We start from the raw sequence: 20,302 nt of genomic DNA on the forward strand, positions 1-20,302 counted from the left end.
GCGGCTCAGTTCGCGACCGGCTTCACGCGCGACGCCGCCTCGCGGGCGCGCTCGCGGGCCTGGTCGGTGTCCGCGCCCCGGGCCAGGGCCACGCCCATGCGGCGACGCTCGAAGCTCTCGGGCTTGCCGAACAGCCGCAGGTCGGCGGTCGGCACGGACAGGGCCTCGGCCACGCCCTCGAAGGCGATCCCTACGGCGTCTATGCCGCCGTAGATCACCGCGCTGGCACCGATGTCGCGTTGGCTGACGTCGACCGGCAGGCCCAGAATGGCGCGGGCGTGCAGGGCGAATTCGCTCATCGTCTGGGTCGCCAGGGTGACCAGTCCGGTATCGTGCGGACGCGGGCTGACTTCCGAGAACCAGACCTGGTCGCCCTTCACGAACAGCTCGACCCCGAACACGCCCAGGCCGCCGAGCGCATCCGTGACCTTGCCCGAGATGTCCTGCGCCGAGGCCAGGGCGGCCGCGCTCATCGCCTGCGGCTGCCAGCTCTCGACATAGTCGCCCTTCACCTGCCGATGGCCGATGGGGGCGCAGAAGTCGGTGCGGGTCGAACCGTCCGCCGCCTTCGACCGCACGGTCAGCAGGGTGATCTCGAAATCGAAGTCGATCCGGCCCTCGACGATCACCGTCGCCGTCTCGACCCGTCCGCCCGACTGCGCATAGGCCCAGGCATTGCCCGCGTCCTCCAGCGCCTCGATCATCGACTGGCCCTTGCCCGAGGACGACATCACCGGCTTCACAAACACCGGCAGGCCGATGCGATGCGCCGCTTCCGCCAGTTCGGCCGCCGAGGTCGCGAAGGCGTAGGGGCTGGTCGGCAGGCCCAGTTCTTCCGCCGCCAGCCGCCGGATGCCCTCGCGGTTCATGGTCAGCTGGGTCGCGCGCGCGGTCGGGATCACGGTCGCCAGGCCGGCGGCCTCGATATGGGCCAGCACCTCGGTGGCGATGGCCTCGATCTCCGGCACGATGATGTGCGGCGCCTCGGCCATGATGACGCCGTTCAGCACCTGCGGGTCGGTCATCGGGATGACGTGGCTGCGGTGCGCCACCTGCATGGCCGGGGCGTTGGGATAGCGGTCCACCGCGATCACCTCGGCGCCCAGCCGCTGCAGCTCGATGGCCACCTCCTTGCCCAGTTCGCCTGAACCCAGGAGCATGACCCGCACGGCGGTGTCGGACAGCGGCGTTCCCAATTTCATCGCGGGATCTCCAGTCAGTTTTCGGGCGGGACGGCGTACAGCCGCCGGAAGGCGTCCAGCGCCGCGCCGTGATAGATGGTGGCGTGGTTCTCGGTCGGGCGGGGCTGATAATCCCAGGTCACGCCGGGCATGGCGTACTGGCGCAGATTGCCCACCAGCACGTCCATGGCCGCCTGCATCTCCCCGCCCTCGTCGGCGATGGTCAGGATCAGGGTGCGCGGATCGTTCGAGTGATCCCGCAGATGGGCTCCGGCCTGTCGCGCCAGCTGCCCGCCGTCCCACCACAGGCTGGGGCTGACGGCGACGTAGGCGTCGAACAGCTGCGGCTCCTTCAGGAAGGTCTCGACCACGAACAGGCCCGCCAGCGACTCGCCCATCAGGGCCGTCTCGCCGTCGGTGCGGAAGCGGCCCTCCACGAACGGCTGGACCTCTTTCCACAGGAAGTCGCGGAAGCGCGCCGACTGACCCTGCGTCGGATAGCGGGCGATCAGTTCCGGATCCTCGGTCGGCAGGGCCAGTTCGTTGCGGCGGTCGACCGAGGCGACGCCGACCACGATCACGTCCCGCGTCGTGCCGACGATGGTCCCCAGCTGGGCCAGGCCCGAGATGTGGTGGAAGTCCTGCGCCTGCCCGCCGTCCAGCAGGTAGAGCACCGGATAGGTCTTGCCGCTCTCGGCGTAGCCGGGCGGCAGCCAGACGTTGATCTCCCGCGTCCCGCCATAGGTCGCGGAGGGCAGGGCGTAGGACTGGCCGATGACGATGGGCGTCGGCTCGGGGCCGGTGGTCTGCGCGGCCGCCGGGGCCGCGAAAACCAGCAGGGCGATCAGGGCGGCGACGGCGCGGATCATCAGACGGTCTCTCCTTTGGTCGGTTCGATCAGGTCCCAGGCGTTGCCGTACAGATCCTCGAACACCGCCACCACGCCATAGGGTTCATGCCGCGGCGTCTCGCGGAAGGTCACGCCCGCCGCCGTCCACGCGTCGTGGTCGCGGGCGAAATCATCGGTCTCCAGGAACAGCCAGACCCGCCCGCCGGCCTGATCGCCGATACGGGCGACCTGTTCCGGCGTCGTGGCCTTGGCCAGCACAAGGGCGGTGTCTCCGCCCTTTGGCGTCACCGTCACCCAGCGCTTGCGGCCCTGGTCGATATCGGCGGTCAGATCGAAGCCGAGCTTGCCGACATAGAAGGCGATCGCTTCGTCGTAGTCACGGACCAGCAGGCTGACGGCGCCGAGGCGGGACACGGCCTTACAGCCGCGCCTTGACCGCCGCGACCACGGCCTGGGTGGTGATGCCGAACTTCTCGTACAGCACTTCCGCCGGGGCCGAGGCGCCGAAGCCGGTCATGCCCACGAAGGCGCCGTCCTCGCCGATGAAGCGCTCCCAACCCTGCTGGATCGCGGCCTCGACGGCGACGCGCACCGTGCCCCGGCCGATGACCGAGGCCTGATAGGCCTTGGGCTGCTGGAAGAAGAGCTCTAAGCAGGGAACCGAGACCACGCGGGTCGGCGTGCCTTCGGCTTCCAGCTGGTCGGCGGCGGCCAGGGCCAGCGAAACCTCGGTGCCGGTGGCGAACAGGGTCGCCTTCGCCTCGCCGTTGGCGGCGCGCAGTTCATAAGCGCCCTTGGCCGTCAGGTTCTCCGACGAGGCCGTGACGCGCACGGCGGCGGTCTTCTGGCGCGACAGGGCCAGGGCCGACGGGGCGTCCTTGGTCTGCAGCGCGATCTTCCAGGCTTCCATCGCCTCGATCGTGTCGGCCGGGCGGAAGACCAGCAGATTCGGAATGGCGCGCAGGGCGGCCAGGTGCTCGACCGGCTGGTGGGTCGGGCCGTCCTCGCCCAGGCCGATGGAGTCGTGGGTCAGCACGTGGATCGCGCGCACGCCCATCAGGGCGCCCAGGCGGATCGCCGGTCGGCTGTAGTCCGAGAACACCATGAAGGTGCCGCCGTACGGGATGACCCCGCCGTGCAGCGCCAGGCCGTTCATCGCCGCGGCCATGCCGAACTCGCGGATGCCGTAGTTGATGTAGCGGCCCTCATAGGTCGGGGCGTCCAGGATCGGCGTGTCCTTGACGAAGGTGTTGTTCGAACCGGTCAGGTCGGCCGAGCCGCCGACCAGTTCCGGCACCGCCGCGAACAGCTCGTCCAGCGCCGCGCCCGACGACTGGCGCGTGGCCTGGGCGGGCTTGGTCTCGACCAGTTCGGCGATCTTGGCGTCCAGCTTGGCGAAGGCGCCGTCCGGCAGGTCGCCCTTCATGGCCCGGGTGAAGTCCGCCGCCTGCTTCGAGGCGTTCAGGCGGGCTTCCCACGCCTTGCGGTCCTTGGCGCCGCGACGGCCGACCTTGCGCCAGGCCGACAGGATATTCTCCGGCATTTCGAAGGGATCGTGATCCCAGGCCAGGCCCAGGCGGGTGGCGGCGATCTCGGCCGCGCCCAGCGCCGCGCCGTGAGTCTTGTGGCTGCCTTCCATGGTGGCGGCGCCCTTGCCGATCTTGGTCTTGCAGGCGATCAGCGTCGGCTTGTCCTGCTTGGCGGCCCAGGCCAGCACCGACTTGATGGCCTTCATGTCGTGCCCGTCGACGGCCTTCACGGCCCAGCCGGCGGCCTTGAAGCGCGCCTTCTGGTCGGTGGCGTCCGACAGCGACACCTTGCCGTCGATGGTGATCTCGTTGTCGTCCCACAGCACCGTCAGCTTGTTCAGCTTCAGGCGGCCGGCCAGGGCGATGGCTTCCTGCGACACGCCTTCCATCAGGCAGCCGTCGCCGGCGATGACCCAGGTGCGGTGATCCACCAGATCGTCGCCGTACTTGGCCGCCAGATGACGCTCGGCCAGCGCGAAGCCGACCGAGGTGGCCAGGCCCTGACCCAGCGGACCCGTGGTGACCTCGACGCCCGGCATGTGGCCATACTCGGGGTGGCCGGCGGTCTTGGAGCCCCACTGGCGGAAGTTCGACAGCTCTTCCTTGGTCGCGGCCTTGTATCCGGTCAGGTGCAGCAGGGCGTAGATCAGCATCGAGCCGTGGCCCGCCGACAGGATGAAGCGGTCGCGGTCGGCCCAGTCGGGACGGCTCGCATCGAACTTCATGAACTTGGAGAACAGCACGGTCGCCACGTCCGCCATGCCCATCGGCATGCCCGGGTGGCCGCTCTTCGCCTTCTCTACACCATCCATCGCCAGGACCCGGATGGCGTCGGCCATCTGCTTCGGAGTGGCTTTCGCGGATACGGCTTTGGCGTCGGTCACTGTGGAGACCTTTCGTCGGAAGGCGGAAAAAGGGAGGCGCGCCGCTTTACCCCGACGCGTGCGCGGGTTCTATACGGATTCTGGAGGTTCTGACCGGATGGATGCTGCATCGGCCGCAAAGGATCGCGTTGATCGGGCTCTCGCCCTGCTCGAACGCCGTCTGCTCGACCTGAAAAGCCGCGCCGCGGGAAGCAGCCGCGTGCCCGAAGATGATCTGTTCGCGCCCCAGCCGTCCAGCGAGACCGACCGCGCCCGGATTCACGAGCTCGAGGCCGCCGGCCGCGACGCCGCCGAGACCCTGGCCCGCGCCGCCGACGCGATTCGCCTGGCCCTCTCCGAACAGGAGGGGCGCTGATGGCCACCGTCACGGTCGAGATCAACGGCCGTCCCTACGCTGTCGGCTGCGCTGACGGTCAGGAAGACCGGGTCCGCGCCCTGGCCGCCGAGTTCGACGGTCACGTCCGGCAGGTGTCGGGCGAGGTCGGTCACGTCGGCGACCTGCGCCTGTTCCTGATGGCCGGCCTGCTGCTGGCCGACGAACTGCACGAGGCCCGCACCAACGGCGGCGGCTCCGCCCCTGTGGGCGAGCCGGTCGCCACCACCGACGGCGTCGCCGAGGCGCTGAACGCCGTCGCCGCCCGCCTCGAGAAGATCGCCCAGGGACTTTAGGTCGCAGCGTCCAGTCTCGGCGCGCGATTGACTCATGATCTGTCGTGTCTGATATTTCTGTAATGACAGAAATAAAGAAACTGCCCGGATCGCTCGAACGCTTCGTCCTCCATTGGGGCGAGATGGGCGGCTTCTGGGGCGTGAACCGCTCGGTGGCCCAGATCCACGCCTTCCTGATGACCGCCGACAAGCCGATGACCGCCGAGGACATCGCGGTCACGCTGGAGATGGCGCGGTCCAACGTTTCCAACTCCCTCAAGGAGCTGCTGGCCTGGAACCTGATCCGGCGGGTCCCGATCCGGGGCGACCGCCGCGACCATTTCGAGGCCGAGGTCGATGTCTGGGAGGTCGCCTCCCGCATCGCCGCCGGGCGCAAGGCCAAGGAAATCGATCCCGCGCTGGAGACTCTTCGCCAATGCGTGGCCGAGGCCGAAGCGGACCCGACGGTCCATCCGGTCGCGCTGAAGCGGTTGAGGGAGATGCTGGAGTTCACCGAGACGATCGACCGCTGGTACGGCCAGATCACCACGGTCGCTCGGCCCAAGCTGATGGCGCTGCTGAAACTGGGCGCCCGCATCGCGGCGCTTATTCCCGGCGGCAAGTAATGAAGAGGAGGGGACGGTGGGGGCTGTTGCAACGATCAGGACTGGGATTCAGCCGCAGGACGGCGAGCTCGCCGACCTCCGCTTCCGCGCCCTGCTCCCCGCCGAGGACTGGGCCGCGCTTCCTCTCGCCGTGCGCCGCCGCTTCTCCAAGCGGATGAAGGGCGGCGCCACCGTCGTCTATCGCGGCGAGGTCGTCGCCGTCGAAGCGCATCCGATGGGCCGCCTGCTGGCCCAGGCCGCCCGGCTGATCGGCGGCCCCTTGCCGCTGGTGTTCAAACCGGGCGCCGCGGTGGTCGCCGTCACCGAGGACGCCGTCGGTCGAGGTCAGGTCTGGAGCCGCATGTATGTGCGCAAGACCGGCTTCCCGCAGGTGATCCACAGCGCCAAGCGCTTTGCCGGCCCCACGGGATTGGAAGAGCATGTCGGCGGCGGCGTCGGCATGGCCCTGACCGTGGCGGCGGAAGAGGGCGCGCTGGTATTCCGCAGCGCCTTCTATTTCGCGACCGTGCTGGGCCTGCGCCTTCGCCTGCCGCGCTGGACCGAGCCCGGCGCCCTGACCATCACCCACCGCGACCTGGGCGAGGGGCGCTTCGCCTTCACCCTGGCGCTGGACCATCCACTGCTCGGCCGCCTGCTCGGCCAGGACGCGGTCTTCCACGACGCCTGAAGCGAGAGGGAAACACCTTTCTTCTTTGTCATTTGCGAAGATGTAACAGCGCTTATACATCTTTCGGCATGACCTATTCGCAGCGCACCCACGGCGTCCTGCTTCGCCGCCTGATCGAGCATCTCGACGGCGCTGTGGAGCAGGCCTACGTCAATGCGGGCCTCGACTACCGCCCACGCTTCACGCCGATCCTGCGCGCCCTGGTGAACCATGGCCCGGCCAGTCTCCGCGTCCTGTCGGCGCGAACCGGCGTCACCCATTCGGCCGTCAGCCAGACCGTCAGCCAGATGGCCAGGCGGGGTTGGGTCGCGCTGGAGCCGGGCGTCGACGCCCGCGAACGCATCGTCGCCCTGACGCCCTTCGCGATGGAGCAGCTCCCCCTGCTGGAGCGCTGCTGGGCCGCCACCGCCGCCGCGGCGTCGGGGCTCGACGCCGACATCGGCCAACCGCTGGCTGACGTGCTGACCCGCGCCCTCGAGGCCCTCGACCGCCAACCCTTCTCCGACCGCCTCGCGGCGGCGTCCTCCCCCCAAACCGGAGCTGACCGATGACCCGTTTCCGCCTCGCCGTTTCCGTTTGCGCCCTGGCCTGCCTGACGGGTTCCCCTGTGCTGGCCCAGCGCGCCGCCCCCGTGGCGGTCGCCCGGAGCGAAGCGCCGCTCGCCCCTCTCACAGCCGATCAGCGCGCCGCCGCCGTCGCCCGCATCAAGCAGATCGTCCAGGAGCGCTATGTCTTCCCCGACCGCGTTCCCGCCATCCTGGCCCGGCTAGACCAGGGTCTGGCGTCCGGCCGCTATGACGAGACCGTGCCCCGGACCTTCGCCGACCGGCTGACGGAAGACCTGCGCGACTCCAGCGGCGATCGGCACATGTATGTGAACGTGGACCCGGCCCAGTATGCCGCCGCGATCTCCGGCCCGGCCGAGCCGGAAGCCCGGAACCCGGCGTTGGAGGCCCTGTGGGAGCGCGGCGCCGTGCGCGGCAACCACGGCCTGTCGGACATGCGCCTGCTGCCCGGCAACGTCCGCTACCTGCGCATCACCCAGTTCCACTGGGTCGATGACCGCACCGGCGAGGCCTACGACGAAGCCGCCCGCTTCCTGCGCGAAGGCGACGCCGTCATCATCGATATCCGCAACAACGGGGGCGGTTCGCACGGCGCCGTCCGCTACTTCATCAGCCACTTCATGGACGGCAACCAGCTGGAGATGACCTTCCTCCGGAGCGGCGAGGCGCCTTCGCAATCCCGCACCCTCGAGTATCTCCCGTCCGGGCGGATCAAGGGCAAGCCGGTCTACGTCCTGATCAACGCCAACGTCGGCTCCGCCGCCGAGGCCTTCGCCTACGACATGCAGCAGTTCCACCTGGGGACCCTGGTCGGGTCCAAGACGGCCGGCGCCGCCAACAACAACGGCTTCGAACCCGTCGCGCCCGCCTTCATGCTCAGCGTCTCCTTCGGCCGGCCGGTTCATCCGGTCTCCGGGACCAACTGGGAGGCTGTCGGAATTTCTCCCGATGTCGCCGCGCCCGACGGTCAGGAACTGGACGCCGCCCAGGCCTTGGCCCTGGCTGCTCTTGAGGCCCGGCCAGACGCGAACCCGGCCGACCGCGCCGACTGGGAATGGGCCCGCATCGGGATCGAGGCGCGCATGCACCCCGTCACTATTCCCGTCGCCCGGCTCCGGGCCCTGGCCGGCGACTATCAGAGCCGCCGCATCCTCTTCGCCGACGGAGTCCTGCTCTACCGCCGAACCAATGGCCAGACCGCGCGTCTGACCCCGCTGACCGCTGACGGCCTGTTCGCCGTCGAGGGCTTCGACGACCGGTTCCGCGTCCGCCTGACCGGAGACGCCCTGGAGTCGCAATGGATCAGCGACGCGGCGCCCATCCGCTTCCCCCGGTCCTAGGACCCGGGACTGGCGCCGGAGAGGGTGAAGGACTATCTTGCTCGGCGGCGGGTCCTGCTGCGGCCCACGTCGAAGGCAACATTTCCTCGCGACCTTAATTCACTCGAAGGGATCTGTCCCTGTTTGGGCTCGAGGGCCCGGGCACACGGAGCCCACCTGGCTACCCAGGTCGAGAGGATTTAAACGCCCTTCACGGTTCTTGCGGCGCCGCCACCCTTTCTCCCCGGAGCTGACGATGAAGCGCGGCTGGTTCGGACCCAAGGCGTTCGGCTGGGGCGCGTCCCCGGCCTCGTGGGAGGGTTGGGCGGCCACCGCCGTCATGATCCTGGCCATGATCGGCGCCGGCGTCATCATCGATCCGGCTGACGGCGCCCTCGCCTGGAGCGCGCGGGGCCTCATCATCGCCGTCTATCTCGCCGTCGTCGCCTTCACCTACCGCAGCGACGCTCGGACTTCGCTTTGACCCCTCATGACAAGGCGGCCCTGCGCGCCGAGGCCCGCGCACTGCGCAAGCGCCTAGCCGGACTCGATCCCGAGGCCGCCTCCCGCGCCGCCGACCATGTCGGAGCCCTCCCGCCGGGCGATCCGGTCGCGGTCTATCGCGCCATCGGCTCCGAACTGGACATGGGCGCCCTGTCCCTGGCCCTGACCCGTCAGGGACGGACCCTGTGCCTGCCGGTGGTGACGGCGCTCGACGCGCCGATGGTCTTCCGCCTATGGACGCCGGGCGAACCGCTGGAGCTGGACCAGGCCGGCGTTCCCGCGCCCCTGCCGCTGGCCGAAACGGTCACGCCAGAGCTGATCCTCGCCCCCCTGCTGGCCTTCGACGCCAGGGGCGGTCGGCTGGGGCAGGGGGGCGGCTATTACGACCGCACCTTCGCCGCCCTGCCGGACGCGATCCGCATCGGTTTCGCCTACGCCGGACAGCAGGTCGAGGACCTGCCGCTCGAAGGGCACGACATCCGCCTGCATGGCGTTCTGACCGAGGTCGGCTATACCGCCGCCCGAAAGGTACTCTGAATATGCGTCTCGCGTTCTTCGGCGATGTGGTCGGCAAGTCCGGCCGCGACGGCCTCACCGACCACCTGCCCGGTCTCAAGCGGGACCTGAAGCTCGACTTCGTGGTGGTCAACGCCGAGAACGCCGCGGGCGGTTTCGGCATCACCGAGCACACGGCCAACGAGCTGTTCATGGCCGGCGCCGACTGTCTGACCCTGGGCAACCACAGCTGGGACCAGCGCGAGGCCCTGACCTATATCGTGCGCGAGCCGCGCCTGATCCGGCCGCTCAACTATCCGCGCCTGATGGACGCCCCCGGCGCCGGCGCCAATCTGTTCGAGACCCATTCGGGCAAGACGGTGCTGGTCATGAACGCCCTCGGCCGCATCCACATGGACGCCGTCGACGATCCCTTCGGCGCCATCGAGAAGGAACTGGACGCCTGTCCGCTGGCCATCGCCGCCGACGCCATCATCGTCGACATGCATTGCGAGGCGACGAGCGAGAAGATGGCCATGGGCCATTTCTGCGACGGGCGCGCGTCGCTCGTGGTGGGCACCCACACGCACGTCCCGACCGCCGACTGCCAGATCCTGCCCGGCGGCACCGCGTACCAGACTGACGCCGGCGCCTGCGCCGACTATGACTCGGTCATCGGCAACGAGAAGGAAGAGCCCCTGCGGCGCTTCACCACCCGCATCTCGGGCGGTCGCTATACCCCCGCGCACGGCCCGGCCACCATCTGCGGCGTCTATGTCGAGACCGACGACCGCACCGGCTTGGCCACCCGCGTCGAGCCGATCCGGGTCGGCGGGCGGCTGAGCCAGGCGATCCCGGTTCTCTGAGGGATTGACGCGAAAGATTACATGCGTAATCTGACTGGATTACAAACGTAATCCAGAGGGCGCCATGTCGACCATCCGTCTCACTGCCATCGGCGCCGCGGCGTCGCTCATCCCCGGACTGGCGCTCGCGCAGACCCGGATCACCCCGGCTGTAGTTTTCGCCGACGCCGCGCCGGCGATGAAGCTCATCATGGTGCTGCTGCTGGTCTCAGCGATCGCCGCCATCGTCGTCACGGTGCTCAAGGTCCTGTCGGGTCCTCGGTTGACCGGCGGATCGGCCTATCTCCAGGCCCTGCGTCTGGGCGGGCCTTTGATCGGCCTGCTGGGTGCGGCCTACAATGTGCTGATGATCAACATCGGCATCGCCAATATCGGCGAGCAGCCGCCGTACAACGTGCTCGCTCCCGGCGTGGCCGAGGCGGCCTTCATCTTCGTCCTCGGCCTGATCGCGGGCGTGGTCGCGGTCATCTGCAACTGGATCGTCGAGGCGCGCATCGACCGCGCGGTGCTGCGGTCCTGACCCGCATCGCCGTCACCGAGGCGGAGAGCGCCGTCCTCGCCGCCCTGTGGCGCTGCGGGCCGCTGTCCGCCGCCTCCCTGATGGACGAGGTCAAGTCGCGCCAGCCGTGGGGCGACGCCACCATCAAGACCCTTCTGCATCGCCTCATGCAGAAGGGGGCGGTCCGCTCCGAGCGCGAGGACGGGCGCCAGCGCTATCACGCCGTGCTGGCGCGCGACGTCTGGCTGGACGCCGAGATCGGCGACCTCGTCGACCGGCTGTTCGGCGGGGATTTCGAGGCGTTGGTCGCGCATGCGCGGCGGGACCGGTCGGACAAGGGCTGAACCTGTCCAAGACTTAACTCGCCCCGCCGCATCCGTGCGTTACAGCCGACGCCTCATAGAGGTGAAAGCCTCCGGGGAGATCATCATGCTGAAAGTCGTCGCGGCCCTCGTCGCCCTTGTCATGCCGACTGCCGCCCTGGCCCAGACCGCCGCACCGGCGCCTGAACCCGCGCCCATCGAGGTGATGATCCTCGGCAGCTATCACATGGATAATCCGGGTCAGGACGTTCACAACGCCCGCATCGACTCGGTCCTGACGCCGGAGAAACAGGCCCAGCTTCAGGCCGTGTCGCGGGCGCTGGCGCGGTTCAACCCCACCGCCCTGGGCATCGAGCGGATCGCGGACGACCGGACGACCCTGCTCGATCAGGCCTATCCGAACTACACGCCCGCCGACGTGCTGACCGACGCCGACGAGCGGGTGCAGATCGGCTACCGGCTCGCCCACGACCTGGGGATCCAGCGCGTCTACGCCATCGACGAGAACGACCGGGAAGGCCAGCCCTCCTACTTCCCGTTCGACGAGGTGATCCAGTGGGTGCGGGCCAACGGCCGCGACGCCGACTTCGCCGCGTTGAACGATCAGATGGGCGCCATCTCGGCCGAGATGGAACGCCGCCAGCACACCGGCACGGTGGCTGAACTGCTGGCCTGGATGAACACGCCCGAGCACATCGCCTACGGTCAGGGCGTCTACGCCCAGCTCCTGACGTTCGGCGCCGGCGACGCCCAGCCGGGCGCCGTCCTCAACGGCCGCTGGTACACCCGCAACGCCGTCATCTTCGCCCACCTGAGGCAGGTCGCGCGACCGGGCGACCGGATCGTGATCCTTTACGGCGCCGGCCACAACTACTGGCTCCGCCAGATGGTCAGCACCACGCCGGGCTACAAGCTGGTCGAGCCCAACGACTACCTGCTGCCCTAGGGCGCGACCGCCCGGGCGTCCAGCAGGCGGCGGCGCAGGGCCGACAGTTCGGCCGCGCGCGCGGCGGGCGTGTGCGTTTTCATCACGTGGTCCTGGCCGGTGCGGGCCAGGGCCAGGCGCCGTTCCGGATCGGTGATCAGGGCCTCGATGGCGGTCGCCAACGCATCAGCGGTCAGAGGCTCGACATAGACGGCGTGCGGACCGCTGACCTCCCGCAGACCGCCTCGGCCGGAAGACACCAGGGCCGCTCCGGCGGCGTGGGCCTCCAATGCCGACAGGCCCAGCGGCTCGGCCCAGACGGACGGGACCACGGCGATGGCGGCGCGCCGCGTCGCCTCCCGCACCTCGGTCAGCGGGGCATGGGGCCGGATGACGACCCGGTCCGTGCGCGCCAGCATCCGCTCGACGTGAGGTCCGGCCCAGCCCACGTGTTTCCGCCAGTCGCCGAGGAACAGCTCCGCCCGCCACTCGGGATGCCGGTTCAGCACGTCCGGCAGCGCCTCGCACAGCAGGTCCATGCCCTTTTCCGGAATGGCGCGACCGGCGAAGACGATCAGCGGCTCACGGGTGTCCGGGGATGCGGCCCATAGCGTGGCGTCGATCGGATTTCGCACCGCGAAGGCGCGATCGGCGAAGGTGGGATAGACCGCGATGAAGGCGGCGCGGGACGCCTCGCTGACGAAGATCAGCCCGTCGAACGCCTTGTAGCGCTGGCGGTAGCGCCACATGTCGATCGGGTTGCGAGGCGCTTTGACGTCATTGTGGCGGTACAGCAGCCGAAGCGCCTTTGGGAACCGACGGGCCAACCGGGCGGCGCTGATGGCGTGCTGGTGAAACTCGATGATGTCCGGCGCGAAGGCTTCCAGGGCTTGGACCAGACGCTCGTGGCGGTCGCCGCCCGCCGGCGTGACGTGCACCGGCAGATCGCCGTGCGTCCTGGCGCCCTCGTCGCAGAAGATCTTCAGGACTTCGTCTTCGCCCGCCTGCGTGGCCAGCGTCCGGATCACCGTCTCGATGGAGTTCGGCTGCTCAACAGCGAACAGGCCGCCCGGGGGCAGGACGATCGCGATTCTCATTCGGCGGGGGCGCTCGGGACGAACGATTCCAGCTCGGCGATCTCACGCGTCCGGTTGTCGATGACCGCCTGTGCCGACCGGCGAATGCGTGGGTCCCGGGAGTCCGCCAGAACGGCGCGCGCCGTGGTGATGGCCTCGCGGTTCTCCCGGATCATCACCTCGGCGTAGGCGGCCTCGGCTTCGGTGGGCGCGGCCGGGGGACTAACCTCTTGAGGCGCGGCGCTCTCGTCATAGGTCACGGTCGCCGACTGGTTCGCCGCCGCCGTCTCGCGCAGGGCCTGCTCGACCGGGTCGCCGCCGCCGTCGCAGGCGGCCAGCGTCAGGATTGCCGCCAGCCCTGACACGGCGACGCGCATCAGCCGTTCATCCAGTTCGGCATCCAGCTTTCGTGCATCTCGCGCAGGTGATCCAGCGGCAGGGTGAACAGCTCGCCCGAGCGGAAGTCCCGGCCCTTGGCGCGGCCGACGACCGACGCGTGCAGGCCGGCGGCCTGGGCCTTGGCGATGACTTCGGTCGGGTCGGACACGGCGACCAGGTAGCGGGCCTGGTCTTCGCTGAACAGGAAGACGTGGGCGTGGGTCGCCGAGGTGGCGTCCAGCTCGACCCCGACGTCCGAGGCCAGGGCGATGTCCGCCGCCGCGCCGATCAGGCCGCCGTCGGACAGGTCGTGGACGCAGGTCAGGTCGCCCTTCGTGATCAGGTCGCGCACGAAGTCGCCGGTCTTGCGCTCCAGCTTCAGATCGACGGGCGGCGGGGCGCCGTCCTCGCGGCCCAGCACTTCGCGCAGATAGATCGAGGCGCCCAGCTCGCCGTGCGTCTCGCCGATCAGCACCAGCACGTCGCCTTCGACAGCGCCGCCGAAGCCGACGGTCACGTCATAGTTGGACAGCAGGCCCACGGCGCCGACCGTCGGGGTCGGCGGGATCGCGGCGCCGTTGGTCTCGTTGTAGAGGCTGACGTTGCCGCTCACGACCGGGAAGTCCAGGTCGCGGCAGGCCTCGGCCATGCCGTCGATCGCGCGCACGATCTGGCCCATGATTTCGGGGCGCTGCGGGTTGCCGAAATTCAGGTTGTCGGTGATCGCGATGGGCAGGGAGCCGACGGCGGTCAGGTTGCGCCAGGCCTCGGCCACGCATTGCTTGCCGCCCTCATAGGGGTCGTTCTGGACGTAGCGCGGGGTGCAGTCCGAGGTGACGGCCAGCCCCTTGTCCGTCCCGTGCACGCGGACCACCCCGGCGTCCGCGCCGGTGGACGAATCCTGCAGAGTGTCAGCCATCACGTGACGGTCGTACTGCTCCCAGATCCAGCGCTTGGAGGCCATGTCGGGGCAGGTCAGCACCTTGATCACCGCATCGACCCAGCTCTCGGGGGCGGGGACCTCCTTGGGATCGAGGCGCGGGTGCAGCGCCGGCTGGACCCAGGGACGGTCGTACATCGGCGCGTCGTCGAACAGCGGGGCCAGCGGCACGTCGCAGACCGTCTCGCCGTGATGCTTCAGCACCAGGCGGCCGGTGTCGGTGGTCACGCCGATCACGGCGGCGTCCAGGCCCCATTTCTCGAAGATGCGGTGGCCGTCGGCCTCGCGGCCCGGCTTCAGGACCGCCAGCATCCGCTCCTGGCTTTCCGACAGCATCATCTCATAGGCGGTCATGCCCTCTTCGCGCTGGGGCACGGCGTTCATGTTCAGCTCGATGCCGACGCCGCCCTTGCCGGCCATTTCGACCGACGACGAGGTCAGGCCCGCCGCGCCCATGTCCTGGATCGCGGCGACCGCGCCCGAGGCCATCAGCTCCAGCGTCGCCTCGATCAGCAGCTTCTCGGCGAAGGGATCGCCGACCTGAACCGTGGGACGCTTCTCGTCCGAATCCTCGTCGAACTCGGCAGAGGCCATGGTCGCGCCGTGGATGCCGTCGCGGCCGGTCTTGGAGCCGAAATACACCACGCTGAAGCCCGCCGACGGCGCGGCCGAGTAGAAGATCGCGTCCGACTTCGCCAGGCCCACGCACATGGCGTTGACCAGGATGTTGCCGTTGTAGCCGGCGTGGAAATTCGTCTCGCCGGCCACGGTCGGAACCCCGACGCAGTTGCCGTAGCCGCCGATGCCCGAGACCACGCCCGAGACCAGACGCTTGGTCTTCTCGTGGTTCACGTCGCCGAAGCGCAGGGCGTTCAGCAACGCCACCGGGCGCGCACCCATGGTGAAGACGTCACGCATGATGCCGCCCACGCCCGTCGCCGCGCCCTGATAGGGCTCGATGTAGGACGGGTGGTTGTGGCTCTCCATCTTGAAGATGCAGGCGTCGCCGTCGTCGATGTCGATGACGCCGGCGTTCTCGCCCGGCCCACAGATGACGCGCGGTCCCTTGGTCGGGAACTTGCCCAGATGGATCTTGGAGGATTTGTACGAGCAGTGCTCGGACCACATCACCGAGAAGACGCCCAGTTCGACATGGTTGGGCTCGCGGCCCAGCCGGTCGAGGACGACCTGATATTCGTTCGGGGCCAGGCCGTATTCGGCGGCCAGCTCGGCCATGGTCTTTTCAGGAGCGCTCATGGCCCGGCCTTCTAGCGACAGAAGACCCCTCTGTCAGCCTTGCAGAGCGGAACATCGGCCCCGCGTGGCCATTGAATCGGGGAACGCCCGCTGAAGGAGCCTCCCATGCCCGACCAGCCCATCGATCCGGCCGCCACGCCGGAAGACCCGGACACCCCGACCATCGCCGCAGACGACGCCGGCGCCACGGCCTTGGCCGAACGCGCCGCCCGCGAGGCGGCTAATGACGACGGCGGACAGGAGGACGACTGATGCGCCGCGACGACATCACCCCCGACCATCAGCAGATGGACCTTTCGAACGATCCGGTGGAGGCGGCCCGGCTGAAGGCGCTGGCCCCGGAACTGGCCATGGCCAGCCGCCAGCGCCTGACCGGTTCGGCCACGGGCGTCGGCAGCGTCGGCTTCGACGAATCAGGTGCCTTCGACGTGGGCGCCGCGGACGACGACCCCGATGACCCCGAGCCCGGCGCCCCGCCCTTCGCCGGACGGCTCTGAGAGCGAAATCGGTTGAGCTGGACGCGGTCCGGCTCAGCTCAGATTCGCTTCAGGTCTCAATCCGGCCTTTCGACCGGCGGCTTCAGCCGGAATGTCAGGATGAAGGCGCCGACCAGCGTCAGGCCGGACGCGACCATCGCGCCGCCCGCCAGCGCCGGGTTGCGCTCAAGCTCGGCCACGAACACCCCCAGCAGACCCCAGGCGATTGGCAGGGCGTAGGCGGGCGTGCGCAGCGTCCATGTGACGGCCAGCGCCTTCATCATCACGACCACGATGGCCAGCAGGGCCCACAGGGTGGGCGACAGCACGGTCGGCAGGTCGCCGTTGCCGGTCAGCACCGTCAGCAGGTTCACCGGGGCGGCCACGCCCAGCCAGCCCGCCAGCAGGGCCAGCGGCCAGACCACGGTCCAGCGCTCCCGGTCGGTACGGGGCAGGGCCCGGATGGTCCGAGCGTTGAGCAGCAGCGGAACCAGCAGCACCAGCAGCGAGCCGAAGATCAGGATCACCGTGCCGGCCTCCCAGTCCACGGCCGCCGCCACGATCCACCAGCCGATGCCGAGGAAGGCCGCCGCCGACGGCCAGCCCAGCCGGGTCAGCAGCGCGCTCTCGCCCGTCGCGGGCAACGCCTGCCGCACGGCGTAGATCAACAGCCCCAGATAGATCACGCCCCAGATGGCGAAGGCGTAGCCCGCCACCTTCAGGGTCGCGTCGCTGTCCGCCGCGAACTCGCCCGCGGTCTGGCCCCAGCCCAGCAGCATCTGCGCCTGGGCGACGACGACGGCGAAGACCGCGCAGGCCAGAACGATCAGACGCCGGGTCTGCTGGGCGGCGGTGGGGCGGATGATGGACGACATGCAAGCTCCTGCGGCGACGCTTCATCGGAACCGCCGGGTCCCGGACCGGTTCCCTCTTCATATCTGCGGAGAAGACCGATGGCTGAAGAGAAACCCCATTTCGAAACCGACTTCGTCCAGACGGACCGCGCGCGTGAGCAGGGCCTCGGCCTCGGCGAGCGTGAGCTGAAGGCCCAGCGCGATCCGGGCGGGATCGTCACGCCCGATGTCGACGAGGATGACGAGCCGGGCGATCCGGTGGTCCGCAATATCGCGGACGATCTGGAAAACTGACGGTCAGCGTCTCGCGCGAGCCGGATTGCCCATCACGGTCGCGCCCGAAGCCACGTCCCGGGTGACGACCGATCCTGCGCCGACGACGGCGTCCTCGCCGATGGTCACGCCCGGCAGGATCAGCGCCCCGCCGCCGATCCAGACGTTGCGCCCGATCGTGATGGGCTTGCCGAATTCCATGCCGCGCGCCCGCTCGCCGGGATCGCGTGGATGGTCGGCGGCCAGGATCTGCACCCCCGGCCCGATCTGCGTCAGGTCGCCGATCTCGACCTCGCACACGTCCAGGATCACGCAGTTGAAATTCAGAAAGACATTGCGGCCCAGACGAATGTTGTAGCCGTAGTCGCAGTGGAAGGGCGGGCGGATCACCGCGCCTTCGCCGACCTCGCCCAGCCGCTGGCGCAGCAGGTCGCGCCTGTCCGCCGGCGTCGCCGCCAGCGAGGCGTTGTAGCGCACCATCCACTGCTTGGCGGCGATCTGGTCGGCCTGAAGTTCGGGATCGCCGGGATTGTACGGCTGCCCCGAGATCATCTTCTGGCGTTCACTGATGAACATGGGCGCCCCTTCGCTCTCCAGTCCGGAGAACGACCGCTCGGACGGCCCGGGTCAAGCCCGATCAGGCGGCGTTGTAGATGCTCTGGAACAGGGTGGCGCCGTCCGCCGAACCCAGCTCGGCCTCGAAGGCCCGGTCCGGGTGGGGCATCATGCCCAGCACGTTGCCGCGCGCGTTCTGGATGCCGGCGATGTCGGCGACCGAGCCGTTGGGGTTGTCGACGTAGCGGAACACCACCTGGCCCTCGCCCTCAAGCCGCGCCAGCGTCTCGGCGTCGGCGAAGTAGTTCCCGTCGCCGTTGCCCTGGGTCATGACGACCTCGCGCTGGCCCTGGTAGCCCGAGGTGAAGCGGGTCTGGCCGTTCGCGACCGTCAGGCTGATCGGCTTGCAGACGTATTTGAGGCCCGAGTTGCGCAGCAGGGCGCCCGGCAGCATCCCGGCCTCGCACAGCACCTGGAAGCCGTTGCAGATGCCCAGGACAGCCACGCCGTCGTCGGCGGCCTTGCGGATCGCCTGCATGATCGGGGCCTGCGCCGCCATAGCGCCGCAGCGCAGATAGTCGCCGTAGGAGAAGCCGCCCGGAAGGACGATCAGGTCGAGGCCCTGTGGCAGCTCGGTCTCCTGATGCCACACCATCTGGACCTGCTCGCCGGTGGAGCGTTCGACGGCGACCTTGCAATCGCGATCACAGTTGGAACCGGGGAAGACGATGACGGCTGCGCTCATGGCGCGGCCTCCTAGCAGGGTTCGGGGCGTTTGTCAGGCCGCCGTGACGGTCGGGCGCGAGACGCGTCCGTCCAGCCAGGCCCAGAGCCAGATGGCCAGGCCGCCCAGCGTCAGTCCCACGGCCACCCAGCCCGTCGAACCCCAGCCGAATCCGGCCGCCACCGCCGCGCCCGCCAGCAGCGGGCCCAGCGCGTTGGCGGTGTTGAAGGCCGAGTGATTCAGGGCCGCCGCCAGCGTCTGCGCCTCGCCGGCCACATCCATCAGCCGGGTCTGCAGGATCGCGCCCAGTCCGCCGCCGGCGCCGACGCACAGCACGATGACCAGCATCGACCACAGGTGATGCGAGGCCAGCGGATACAGGGCCAGGGACGCCGCGCTCCAGATCAGCACTCCGGCCGCGGCCTTGAAGCCGAACCGGTCTCCGGCCCAGGCGCCCAGCAGGTTGCCGCTGAACATGCCGACCCCGAACACGGCGAAGACCCAGGGCAGAACCTCCGGACCCACGCCCGTCACCTCCCGCAGGGTCGAGGCCAGGTAGGCGTAGACCGCGAACATGCCGCCGAAGCCGATGGCGCTGACGCCGAGCGTCAGCCAGACCTGCCGGTTCTTCAGAGCCTTCAGTTCGCGCAGGGGGCTGGCGTCCGGATGCGCCGGATCGCGCGGCGCGAACAGGGCCACCAGCGTCATGGTCAGCACCGCCAGCATTCCGACGATGCCGAAGGTCCAGCGCCAGCCGTGCGCCTGGCTGATCAGATTGACCACCGGCACGCCCAGCACGGTCGCGAGGGTCAGTCCCATCAGCAGGGTCGACACCGCCCGTGTGCGGAATTTCAGTGGTACGATCGACGCGGCGACCAGCGCCGCGACGCCGAAATAGGCCCCGTGCGGCAGACCGCTGAGGAAGCGGAACACCAGCATGGTCTCGAAATTCGGCGACAGGGCGCTCAGCGTATTGGCCGCCGCGAACAGGCCCATGAGCACGATCAGCAGGATCCAGCGCGGCAGCCGCGCCCCGAACGCGGCCAGCAGGGGCGCGCCCACCACCACCCCGGCCGCATAGGCGCTGATGGCGTGGCCGGCGGTCGGCTCGTCGACGCCGAGGCCGCTGGCGAAGTCCGGAAGCACGCTCATCGCCGCGAACTCGGTGATCCCGATGGCGAACCCGCCCATCGCCAGAGCCGTCAGCACCAGGCTGACCGCCAGGGGGCCGCGCGCAGGCGTTTCGGAAACGACATCGGCGTCGCTGCAGGTCGTGCAGTCGGCAGGGGACATGGCGATCACCGGGGAGGAGAGAATGTTGCACTGCAACATGGGCGGAGCCCTCGCCGCCTTCAACCCGGCGCGTCTGGACGGCGATCACTTACCGTTGCGGGACGCCTCAGCCCTGGCCGGTGTTCTCGTAGGTGGCGGTGATCGTCGCCTTGGCCAGGGTGTGGAAATGCAGGTTGAAGCCGAACACGGCGCCCGAATTGTCCGGCGTCACGTCCAGCTTGTCCGTATCCACGGCGAAGACGGTGAAGATGTAGCGGTGCGGGCCGTGGCCGGGAGGCGGGGCGGCGCCGCCGAAGCCGGGCGCGCCGAAGTCCGTGCGGCCCTCGACCGCGCCGGCCGGGACCGGACCGCCGGCGGGGAGTTCGCTCACCTCGGCCGGGATGTTGGCCACGGTCCAGTGCCAGAAGCCCGAGCCCGTCGGCGCGTCCGGATCATAGCAGGTGACCGCGTAGCTCTTCGTGCCCTCGGGCGCGCCCGACCACTTCAGATGCGGCGAGGCGTTGCCCTTGGCCTGCACCTGCGCGTCCGGCAGCACGCCGCCGTCGGTGATGTCGTTGGAGATCAGGGTGAAAGGCATGCTCGCTCCGGGCTTCC

At 69.3% G+C, this 20,302-nt stretch carries 27 protein-coding genes and 1 other RNA gene; 16 read left to right on the forward strand and 12 right to left on the reverse strand.

Annotation, left to right across the window (positions count from 1 at the left end; genetic code table 11):
• Positions 1-5: 5 nt before the first annotated feature.
• Genes purT through tkt form a run of 4 tightly spaced genes read right to left on the reverse strand, consistent with a single transcriptional unit; the run spans position 6 to position 4,399 of the window.
• A complete protein-coding gene (gene purT / locus AC07NB_RS10445; protein ID WP_494570790.1) occupies positions 6-1,202 on the reverse strand; it encodes a formate-dependent phosphoribosylglycinamide formyltransferase in 1,197 nt (398 codons plus the stop codon).
• 14 nt (positions 1,203-1,216) lie between these two features.
• Positions 1,217-2,050 (reverse strand): alpha/beta hydrolase, encoded by an 834-nt coding sequence (locus AC07NB_RS10450; protein ID WP_494570791.1) that lies wholly within the window; start codon positions 2,048-2,050, stop codon positions 1,217-1,219.
• Positions 2,050-2,445, reverse strand: coding sequence for a VOC family protein (locus tag AC07NB_RS10455; RefSeq protein WP_494570792.1), 396 nt, complete (start codon positions 2,443-2,445; stop codon positions 2,050-2,052). The genes AC07NB_RS10450 and AC07NB_RS10455 overlap by 1 nt, the downstream gene beginning before the upstream one ends.
• A 4-nt stretch (positions 2,446-2,449) precedes the next feature.
• On the reverse strand, positions 2,450-4,399 hold the full coding sequence (gene tkt, locus AC07NB_RS10460) for a transketolase (RefSeq protein WP_494570793.1): 1,950 nt from the start codon (positions 4,397-4,399) through the stop codon (positions 2,450-2,452).
• Here tkt and AC07NB_RS10465 point away from each other — a divergent pair.
• The 13 genes from AC07NB_RS10465 to AC07NB_RS10525 all read left to right on the forward strand — a co-directional run bounded on the left by AC07NB_RS10465 (position 4,386) and on the right by AC07NB_RS10525 (position 11,903).
• On the forward strand, positions 4,386-4,799 hold the full coding sequence (locus AC07NB_RS10465; protein WP_492312480.1) for a hypothetical protein: 414 nt from the start codon (positions 4,386-4,388) through the stop codon (positions 4,797-4,799). The genes tkt and AC07NB_RS10465 overlap by 14 nt on opposite strands.
• Positions 4,799-5,113 (forward strand): cell division protein ZapA, encoded by a 315-nt coding sequence (locus tag AC07NB_RS10470; RefSeq protein ID WP_291839674.1) that lies wholly within the window; start codon positions 4,799-4,801, stop codon positions 5,111-5,113. Before AC07NB_RS10465 ends, AC07NB_RS10470 begins: the two co-directional genes overlap by 1 nt.
• A 62-nt stretch (positions 5,114-5,175) precedes the next feature.
• Positions 5,176-5,718: a GbsR/MarR family transcriptional regulator gene (locus AC07NB_RS10475; RefSeq protein WP_494570794.1), complete on the forward strand. Its 543-nt coding sequence runs from the start codon at positions 5,176-5,178 to the stop codon at positions 5,716-5,718.
• Between the two features lie 16 nt (positions 5,719-5,734).
• Positions 5,735-6,385, forward strand: a complete 651-nt coding sequence (locus AC07NB_RS10480; protein ID WP_494570795.1) for a DUF4166 domain-containing protein — start codon at positions 5,735-5,737, stop codon at positions 6,383-6,385.
• A gap of 68 nt (positions 6,386-6,453) precedes the next feature.
• On the forward strand, positions 6,454-6,936 hold the full coding sequence (locus tag AC07NB_RS10485; RefSeq protein ID WP_494570796.1) for a MarR family winged helix-turn-helix transcriptional regulator: 483 nt from the start codon (positions 6,454-6,456) through the stop codon (positions 6,934-6,936).
• Positions 6,933-8,291 (forward strand): S41 family peptidase, encoded by a 1,359-nt coding sequence (locus AC07NB_RS10490; protein ID WP_494570797.1) that lies wholly within the window; start codon positions 6,933-6,935, stop codon positions 8,289-8,291. The genes AC07NB_RS10485 and AC07NB_RS10490 overlap by 4 nt, the downstream gene beginning before the upstream one ends.
• A 51-nt stretch (positions 8,292-8,342) precedes the next feature.
• A non-coding RNA gene (gene ssrS, locus AC07NB_RS10495) (6S RNA) lies at positions 8,343-8,503 on the forward strand.
• Positions 8,504-8,526: 23 nt separating this feature from the next.
• The gene (locus AC07NB_RS10500) at positions 8,527-8,754 is read left to right on the forward strand and encodes a hypothetical protein (protein WP_494570798.1); all 228 of its coding nucleotides are present in this window, start codon (positions 8,527-8,529) and stop codon (positions 8,752-8,754) included.
• Positions 8,751-9,311: a 5-formyltetrahydrofolate cyclo-ligase gene (locus tag AC07NB_RS10505; protein ID WP_492312486.1), complete on the forward strand. Its 561-nt coding sequence runs from the start codon at positions 8,751-8,753 to the stop codon at positions 9,309-9,311. The genes AC07NB_RS10500 and AC07NB_RS10505 overlap by 4 nt, the downstream gene beginning before the upstream one ends.
• A 2-nt stretch (positions 9,312-9,313) precedes the next feature.
• Positions 9,314-10,135 carry a TIGR00282 family metallophosphoesterase gene (locus AC07NB_RS10510; protein WP_494570799.1) on the forward strand — a complete coding sequence of 274 codons (822 nt, stop codon included), beginning with the start codon at positions 9,314-9,316 and terminating at the stop codon, positions 10,133-10,135.
• A 64-nt stretch (positions 10,136-10,199) separates the two neighbouring features.
• The gene (locus tag AC07NB_RS10515) at positions 10,200-10,655 is read left to right on the forward strand and encodes a MotA/TolQ/ExbB proton channel family protein (protein ID WP_492312488.1); all 456 of its coding nucleotides are present in this window, start codon (positions 10,200-10,202) and stop codon (positions 10,653-10,655) included.
• 5 nt (positions 10,656-10,660) lie between these two features.
• A complete protein-coding gene (locus AC07NB_RS10520) occupies positions 10,661-10,978 on the forward strand; it encodes a BlaI/MecI/CopY family transcriptional regulator (RefSeq protein ID WP_291834541.1) in 318 nt (105 codons plus the stop codon).
• Positions 10,979-11,063: 85 nt separating this feature from the next.
• Complete coding sequence (locus tag AC07NB_RS10525) at positions 11,064-11,903, forward strand: DUF5694 domain-containing protein (protein WP_492312489.1); 840 nt, start codon at positions 11,064-11,066, stop codon at positions 11,901-11,903.
• Here AC07NB_RS10525 and AC07NB_RS10530 read toward each other — a convergent pair.
• Genes AC07NB_RS10530 through purL form a run of 3 tightly spaced genes read right to left on the reverse strand, consistent with a single transcriptional unit; the run spans position 11,900 to position 15,533 of the window.
• Positions 11,900-12,979, reverse strand: a complete 1,080-nt coding sequence (locus AC07NB_RS10530; RefSeq protein WP_291834521.1) for a glycosyltransferase family 4 protein — start codon at positions 12,977-12,979, stop codon at positions 11,900-11,902. The genes AC07NB_RS10525 and AC07NB_RS10530 overlap by 4 nt on opposite strands.
• A complete protein-coding gene (locus AC07NB_RS10535; RefSeq protein ID WP_494570800.1) occupies positions 12,976-13,335 on the reverse strand; it encodes a DUF305 domain-containing protein in 360 nt (119 codons plus the stop codon). The genes AC07NB_RS10530 and AC07NB_RS10535 overlap by 4 nt, the downstream gene beginning before the upstream one ends.
• Positions 13,335-15,533 carry a phosphoribosylformylglycinamidine synthase subunit PurL gene (purL, locus tag AC07NB_RS10540; protein ID WP_494570801.1) on the reverse strand — a complete coding sequence of 733 codons (2,199 nt, stop codon included), beginning with the start codon at positions 15,531-15,533 and terminating at the stop codon, positions 13,335-13,337. Before purL ends, AC07NB_RS10535 begins: the two co-directional genes overlap by 1 nt.
• Before the next feature lie 105 nt (positions 15,534-15,638).
• Here purL and AC07NB_RS10545 point away from each other — a divergent pair, with 105 nt between their 5' ends.
• Complete coding sequence (locus AC07NB_RS10545; RefSeq protein WP_291834513.1) at positions 15,639-15,785, forward strand: hypothetical protein; 147 nt, start codon at positions 15,639-15,641, stop codon at positions 15,783-15,785.
• Positions 15,785-16,030: a Tat pathway signal protein gene (locus AC07NB_RS10550; protein ID WP_291834510.1), complete on the forward strand. Its 246-nt coding sequence runs from the start codon at positions 15,785-15,787 to the stop codon at positions 16,028-16,030. Before AC07NB_RS10545 ends, AC07NB_RS10550 begins: the two co-directional genes overlap by 1 nt.
• A 56-nt stretch (positions 16,031-16,086) precedes the next feature.
• Here AC07NB_RS10550 and AC07NB_RS10555 read toward each other — a convergent pair whose 3' ends face one another.
• A complete protein-coding gene (locus AC07NB_RS10555; protein WP_494570802.1) occupies positions 16,087-16,884 on the reverse strand; it encodes a TspO-related membrane protein in 798 nt (265 codons plus the stop codon).
• A 78-nt stretch (positions 16,885-16,962) separates the two neighbouring features.
• Between AC07NB_RS10555 and AC07NB_RS10560 the strand changes: the two genes are divergently transcribed.
• The gene (locus AC07NB_RS10560; protein WP_291834504.1) at positions 16,963-17,157 is read left to right on the forward strand and encodes a hypothetical protein; all 195 of its coding nucleotides are present in this window, start codon (positions 16,963-16,965) and stop codon (positions 17,155-17,157) included.
• Between the two features lie 3 nt (positions 17,158-17,160).
• Here the strand turns inward: AC07NB_RS10560 and AC07NB_RS10565 are convergent, their stop codons facing one another.
• From AC07NB_RS10565 to AC07NB_RS10580, 4 genes are all read right to left on the reverse strand, one after another.
• Positions 17,161-17,712, reverse strand: coding sequence for a sugar O-acetyltransferase (locus tag AC07NB_RS10565; protein WP_492312492.1), 552 nt, complete (start codon positions 17,710-17,712; stop codon positions 17,161-17,163).
• A 61-nt stretch (positions 17,713-17,773) separates the two neighbouring features.
• Entirely contained in the window at positions 17,774-18,436 is a 663-nt protein-coding gene (gene purQ, locus AC07NB_RS10570; protein WP_291834499.1) for a phosphoribosylformylglycinamidine synthase subunit PurQ, read from the reverse strand.
• Between the two features lie 33 nt (positions 18,437-18,469).
• Positions 18,470-19,708, reverse strand: coding sequence for an MFS transporter (locus AC07NB_RS10575; protein WP_494570803.1), 1,239 nt, complete (start codon positions 19,706-19,708; stop codon positions 18,470-18,472).
• Between the two features lie 106 nt (positions 19,709-19,814).
• The gene (locus tag AC07NB_RS10580) at positions 19,815-20,285 is read right to left on the reverse strand and encodes a YbhB/YbcL family Raf kinase inhibitor-like protein (RefSeq protein ID WP_291834491.1); all 471 of its coding nucleotides are present in this window, start codon (positions 20,283-20,285) and stop codon (positions 19,815-19,817) included.
• Positions 20,286-20,302 lie beyond the last annotated feature (17 nt).

The organism is Brevundimonas sp. GW821-FHT09G01, assembly GCF_059416065.1.